7 protein-coding genes and 1 pseudogene are annotated in these 5,598 nt (G+C 65.1%); 4 read left to right on the plus strand and 4 right to left on the minus strand.

The features are described 5' to 3' along the window. Positions 1–742 (minus strand): helix-turn-helix domain-containing protein (locus EOA24_RS25660; protein ID WP_133374608.1); only part of this gene is annotated, 742 nt, incomplete at its 3' end. 383 nt (positions 743–1,125) lie between these two features. On the opposite strand from EOA24_RS25660, the gene EOA24_RS25665 reads away from it, so the two are divergent. The 3 genes from EOA24_RS25665 (at position 1,126) to EOA24_RS25675 (ending at position 2,537) form a co-directional block, all read left to right on the plus strand. Next, on the plus strand, positions 1,126–1,464 hold the full coding sequence (locus tag EOA24_RS25665; RefSeq protein WP_042637321.1) for a hypothetical protein: 339 nt from the start codon (positions 1,126–1,128) through the stop codon (positions 1,462–1,464). A 14-nt stretch (positions 1,465–1,478) separates the two neighbouring features. Continuing rightward, complete coding sequence (locus EOA24_RS25670) at positions 1,479–2,189, plus strand: phosphatase PAP2 family protein (protein WP_126080262.1); 711 nt, start codon at positions 1,479–1,481, stop codon at positions 2,187–2,189. Positions 2,190–2,267: 78 nt separating this feature from the next. After that, positions 2,268–2,537 carry a helix-turn-helix transcriptional regulator gene (locus EOA24_RS25675; protein ID WP_126080263.1) on the plus strand — a complete coding sequence of 90 codons (270 nt, stop codon included), beginning with the start codon at positions 2,268–2,270 and terminating at the stop codon, positions 2,535–2,537. Positions 2,538–2,559: 22 nt separating this feature from the next. Here EOA24_RS25675 and EOA24_RS25680 read toward each other — a convergent pair whose 3' ends face one another. Beyond that, positions 2,560–3,486, minus strand: coding sequence for a DMT family transporter (locus EOA24_RS25680; protein WP_126080264.1), 927 nt, complete (start codon positions 3,484–3,486; stop codon positions 2,560–2,562). Positions 3,487–3,604: 118 nt separating this feature from the next. Further along, positions 3,605–4,468, minus strand: coding sequence for an SMP-30/gluconolactonase/LRE family protein (locus EOA24_RS25685; RefSeq protein WP_127410187.1), 864 nt, complete (start codon positions 4,466–4,468; stop codon positions 3,605–3,607). A 112-nt stretch (positions 4,469–4,580) separates the two neighbouring features. Here EOA24_RS25685 and EOA24_RS25690 point away from each other — a divergent pair, with 112 nt between their 5' ends. Continuing rightward, entirely contained in the window at positions 4,581–5,375 is a 795-nt protein-coding gene (locus tag EOA24_RS25690; RefSeq protein WP_245463430.1) for a helix-turn-helix transcriptional regulator, read from the plus strand. A gap of 43 nt (positions 5,376–5,418) precedes the next feature. On the opposite strand, the pseudogene EOA24_RS25695 reads toward EOA24_RS25690, so the two are convergent. Further along, positions 5,419–5,598 (minus strand): annotated as a pseudogene (locus tag EOA24_RS25695) (CHAD domain-containing protein); the annotation flags it as partial.

Genomic DNA, 5,598 nt, shown 5'->3' on the forward strand with positions numbered 1-5,598 from the left:
CGTTCTGCTGCGGCTTGCCTGGCTGGATGCGCTCCAGGGCGATGCCGAGCTTAATGAAGCGCACTGCCAGCGGCGTCAGCCCTGTGACGCCGGCCGACGCAAAGGGTGGGCCATTGTCGCTTCGAATGCGATCCGGCAGACCGTTTTCCTCAAACAATCGCTCAAACACCGGCCACGCCTCCTCGTCGGCCGTCGAGCCCGTCGCCTCGAGCCCCAGCAGGTAGCGGCTCAATGCATCCATCACCGTCAATGGCTCGCAGCGCCAGCCGTCACGGGTCCGGAACCAGCCCTTGTGGTCTACCGTCCACACCGCATTCGGCGCCGCAGGCTCCGGCCATGGCCCATTGCCCACAGCCCGCCAGCGCCGGCGCCGGCGTCCCACAAGACCATGCCGCTTCAGGATCTCGCCAGCTGTCGAGACTGCCGGCCAGCCACAACTGGGCTCCGCCCGCTTCAGCCGCGCCATGATCTTCTTCGGCCCCCACAGCGGATGCGCTTCCTTCTCCGCCACGATCCGCTCCACCAGCTCGGCTGCCGTTGCTCGGCCGTGATCGAGCGGCGCCCGCGGCCGGTCGTGCAGGCCTTCCGGCCCGGTCTCCCGGTAACGCCCAAGCCATTTGTAGCCGGTCTTGCGTGAGATCTCGAAGGCCGCGCAAAGCTGCGTCATCGTCTCCTCGCCAGCTAGGCATTCAACAACAAAACGAAGCCGCTCATCCATGATGCCAGTCTCTCGCCAAACCATCGCCGGTCCTCCCGGCTGGCAAGAAAACTGTCACCCATCTAATCGGTCCATTCTGTTACCTATCTATCCGGTTCGGACATCAGCCCCTTTCTCCCCGTCACTATACGGGGAGAAATGCCCGGCTGGGCAATGAGGGGCGGCGCCGAGCTGGCAAACAGTGGCGCTATAATGATGTCTTCAAAGACAGCCCCTGCGTGTAATGCTGATGGCCAACGCTGGCGCCGCCCCTCATCCGCCTGCCGGCACCTTCTCCCCGTATAGTGACGGGGAGAAGGGGGCTTGCCGCGACCTTCGCCCCCACACCGCCAGCTTGACGGCTTCGCCCGGTTCGGAAACAAGGGCTGCGGCCGGCGTGGCGACGGCGCTTCAAAAGGGGACGGCAGGTGAGTTTCTGGGGACTGGCGCAGCTCGGTATTTCGACCGTGATGTTCCTGCTGGCGGCGATGGCGGCCAAGCAATGGGGGTTGGCGCCGAGCTTGGCCAAGCTCCTTGTGACGCTGGCGCTCTATACCGCCGGCAACCTGATCATGCTGAGGCTGGTGCGCGAGTTCGGCATGTCGGTGGCGTTCAGCCTGTCGGCGGTGATCCAGCTTGTCGCGGTCAATGTCGTGGCGATCGCCTTTTTCGGCGAACGGCTCAATGCTTTCCAGGCGACCGGCATGGTGCTGGCGATCGCCGCCGTCGCCCTGATCACGCTTGGGCCCTATATGCAGAAGCTCTAACCCTCGAGCCTCTCATGAAGCCATCCGTCGGCGCGCTGCTTGCCAAGATCGAATTCCCCCTGCTTCTGGCCGGACTGATCATCGCCGGCGGGCTATGGGGTTTCGAAGAACTGATGGAGGTGGCGCGGGCGACGACGCCGCACGCCTTCGACACCGAAATCCTGCTTGCCTTCCGCCATGCCGGGCAGCCGGACAGCCCGATCGGTCCGCTTTGGCTGCAGGGCGCGATGCGCGACATCACCGCGCTCGGCAGCACCGTCGTGCTGGTGCTGATCACGACCGCGACGATCGTCTATCTCATCTTGATCCGCAGGCCTTCGACCGCGCTGTTCGTGTTCGCGGCGGTGGCGGGCGGGCAAGTGCTTTCCACCTTGCTCAAGCACGAAGTCGACCGGCCCCGGCCCGATCTCGTCTCGCACCTGGCCACCGAAACGTCACTGTCCTTTCCAAGCGGACACGCCATGCTGTCGGCGGTGACCTATCTGACGCTCGGCTCTTTGGCGGCGCGCTTCCTTCCGGATCGCCGGACGAAGATCTTCGTGCTTTGCCTTGCCGTGCTGATCACCGTGCTGGTCGGCACCAGCCGCGTCTATCTCGGCGTGCACTGGCCGTCAGACGTGCTTGCCGGCTGGTGCGCTGGCTTCGCCTGGGCCATGCTGTGCTGGCTCGCGGCACGGCTGCTGCAGCGGCGCAAAGTTGTGGCCGACAGCGATATCGATGGCTGAAGCATTCAAAATGATGCTTGAGACATTGTAATATCTAAAATATACATCTTTCATATTTTCAGAAACAGGTTCCGGCCGATGATCACTGCCGCACAGATGCGCGCCGCGCGGGCGTTGACCGGCATCGACCAGAAGACGCTTGCCGAGCGCGCCGGGGTCTCCCTGCCCACGATCCAGCGCATGGAAGCGAGCGACGGTGTCGTCAGGGGCGTGGTCGACACGCTGATGAAGGTCATCCAGGCGCTCGATGATGTCGGCGTGGAGCTGATCGGCGAGAACCAGGCCAGCGAGCGCGGCGGCAGGGGCGTGCGCCTCAAGGCCGCCGCGGCGCAGAACCCGCAAGGTTAAGCCGCCGGCCTGGAAGATCGCCTCACATCGCCGCTTCGATCGGCTCGGCAAGCTTCGGATTGGCGCGCGCGGCGATCAGGCAGCCGGCGACGATGAGGCATGCGCCGGCCAACGTGGTCCAGGCCAGCTTCTCGCCGAAGAAGAACCAGCCAAGCGCGATCGCCCAGATGAAGGCCGAGTATTCGGTCGGGATCAGATATTGCGCTTCGGCACGGGCGTAGGACCAGCTCATCAGGAATTGCCCGGCGAGCGACAGCAGCGCCACCCCGACCAAGGGCAGCCAGAGATCTCCCGGCAGCGCAACCGCGAGCCAAGGTGCTGCGCAACCAAGGATGATCCCAACGAAGAGGTTTTGGAACAGCATGATCTCGACCGGCTTGGCCAGTAGAGCCTGCTGCCGGGCGAGGACCAGATTGTAGCCGTAGAACACCGTCGATACGAGCACCGCCGCCGTGCCGAGCACGGCATCCTGCGAGTAGCTTTCCCGCCCGAACTGTCCGGACAGGATGATGGCGACGCCGGCGATGCCGGCAAGCGACGCCCAGATCGCCTGCCGCCTTATGCGCTCGCCCAGCAGCAGCGCCGCGAGGAAGAGCGCAAACAGCGGCGCGACGAAGCTGAGCCCGATCGCCTCGGCGAGCGGCAGCCTGGCGAGTCCCCAGAAGAACGAGACCAGGACGACGCCGACAATCGCGGCGCGCAACGCATGCAGGCCCAGCACCGGAAGGCGCGGCTTCGAGCGTGGCCCCGCCGACCAGGCGGCGCCGGCGACCAGGGTCGAGACCATGCTGCGCCACAGCAGCGTGTTGTAGACGCCGACCGCTATTGTCAGCGACTTCATGGCCGCATCCATGCCGGACAGCAGGAAAATCGCCAGCGCGCACGTGAGCACGGGGATGGTCGTAGAAACGGCGCCGGTCAGGCTGGATGTCTTCACGGCTTGGCTCATGGCAGCCGGATATCCCGGAGCCGACAGCGCTACCAGATGGCAGCGCCGCCTATATGGCCGGTCCAATCCCGATCGGCGAAATTCGAAGGCTGGCGGGACACGATCACTTCCGCCTGGCTCAATCCAGTGACAGCGCCGCGACCTCGCCCTCGCCCATCAGCGGCACATAGATGGTCGCCTTGCCGTCCGTGCCGATATCGGCGCTGCCCGGCTTGAACTGCATTACCGCTTCCCGCTTGCCGCCTGGCTTGTAGCTGTAAAGCGTGCCGGTCATGTAGGCGGTGGCGTAGATGGTGCCGCCAATGGCGATGACACCGTCGAGGTCGGCGAAGTTTTGCGCGCCGGGGAGCGGCGTTATCGTCTTCGTGGCGAGGTCGACCGACAGCAGTCCGCCGGGCTCGGCGGTGCTGAAATCGGCCTTGTTGATGCCCTTCCCCCAGGACGCGACGATCAGCCGGTCGCCATCGGCGAACACGCCATTGGGCGAGGCCAGCAGCGCATCCTTGACGAACAGCTCCGGCTTGTCGCCGTCGATGCGGTAGATCGTGTCGGCCAGCATGTCGCTGACATAGACCTTGCCCGCGCTGTCCTCAGTCATATCGTTGAGGAAGACAGAGCCCGGCACGTCGATGGTCTCGACCAGCCTGCCGCTGGCGAGATCGACGACGAGCACCTTTGTGAGGTCGGCGGCGTAGAGCCTGCCTCCGGAAATCGCCATGCCCTTGGGCGCATCCATGCCGTCGACCCAGTGGCGGGCGATGACCTTGCCGTCCATCGACAGAAGCGACAAATAGCCGTTGCCGTCCGCCGCGCCGGGATCGCCGGCGATGTTGGAGACGACGATGCGGTTGTGGGCGGCGTCGACAAGCACGGATTCCGGCTGCTCGAAGCCGGCGGCGCGCCAGAGCTCGCCGGCCTGCGCAGCCGGAGCCGCCGCGATGCCGGCGACGGCGATGACGGTCGAAGCGATGAGGGTGTTCATGGTGCTCTCCTGTGGTGACGAAGGAGAGCTAAATTTTTCGATACTTTTCGGAAAGACGGTTCGACGCTAGTATCGCTTATCGATACGAAATCGCGCGAATGAGGTGCATTCCATGAACGCTCCGATCTTCGAGGCGCTGAAGCGGACGCTGAAGGCCAAGGGCCTGACCTACCGGACGCTCGCCGAGCGCATGGGCGTTTCCGAGCCGACGGTGAAGCGGATCTTCCATGAGCGGAACTGCAAGCTCGACCGGCTGATGGAGATCTGCGCCGCGGCGGACGTCGAGCTGGAGAACGTGCTCGGCGCGATGAATCGCGGACCGGGTCCGGCCAACCGCGTTTCGCCGGAGATCGAGCGCAGGCTGGCGGCGCGGCCGGCGCTGCTCTTCGTCTTCATCATGCTGTCGGAGAAATTCACGGCCGAAGGCATCATGCGCTCGCAGGGCTTGAGCGAGGCCTCGATGTTCCTCTATCTGCGCGACCTCGAGGAGCTCGGGCTGGTGGCGCTGGGGCGCGGCCTGTCGGCAAGGCTGCTCGTCGACACGCCCATCCAGTGGGATTTCGAAGGGCCGCTGAAGCCGCACTTCGAAATGACCAACAAGAATTTCGTCGGCTGGGCGCTCGGCCATATGGAGCACGGCGCGACCTTCATCAGCTTTTCCCGGCGGATGCGGCCGCAAACGGCCGAGATGTTGCGCCGCGAGGCCGACGAGCTCGCCGAACGCGCCCGGCTGCTTGCCCATCACGACCAGCACACCACGCCGGAGGACCAGCTCACCGGCTACAAATGGACCTTCGCCTTCGGCGCGACGCCGTTCCCGGCGATCATGCCGATCTGCCCGCATCCGCGCGATGCGGGGGCAAAGGCGGATGCTGGGGCGAAAGGAAGACGGCCGCTGCCGGCGTAGCGCCTTCTCCTTCTCCCCCAGGGGAGAAGGAAAAAGCGCAGCGTCACGCCGCTTTCGCCTCTTCCTGCGGCGCGGCGAGGTCGTCGCGCGCCTTGCGAGCCAATCTTTTGGCGGAGCGTTTCGGGCTGTCGCCGAAAAGCTCGGCGGCATCGGCGAGGCAGGCCTTGGTCAGGCTCTTCTCGGAGCGCTTCAAGAGCTTGCGCAGAAGCTTCGTCTCGTCGGC

This window comes from Mesorhizobium sp. M2A.F.Ca.ET.039.01.1.1 (genome assembly GCF_003998035.1).
Classification (GTDB): Bacteria; Pseudomonadota; Alphaproteobacteria; order Rhizobiales; family Rhizobiaceae; genus Mesorhizobium.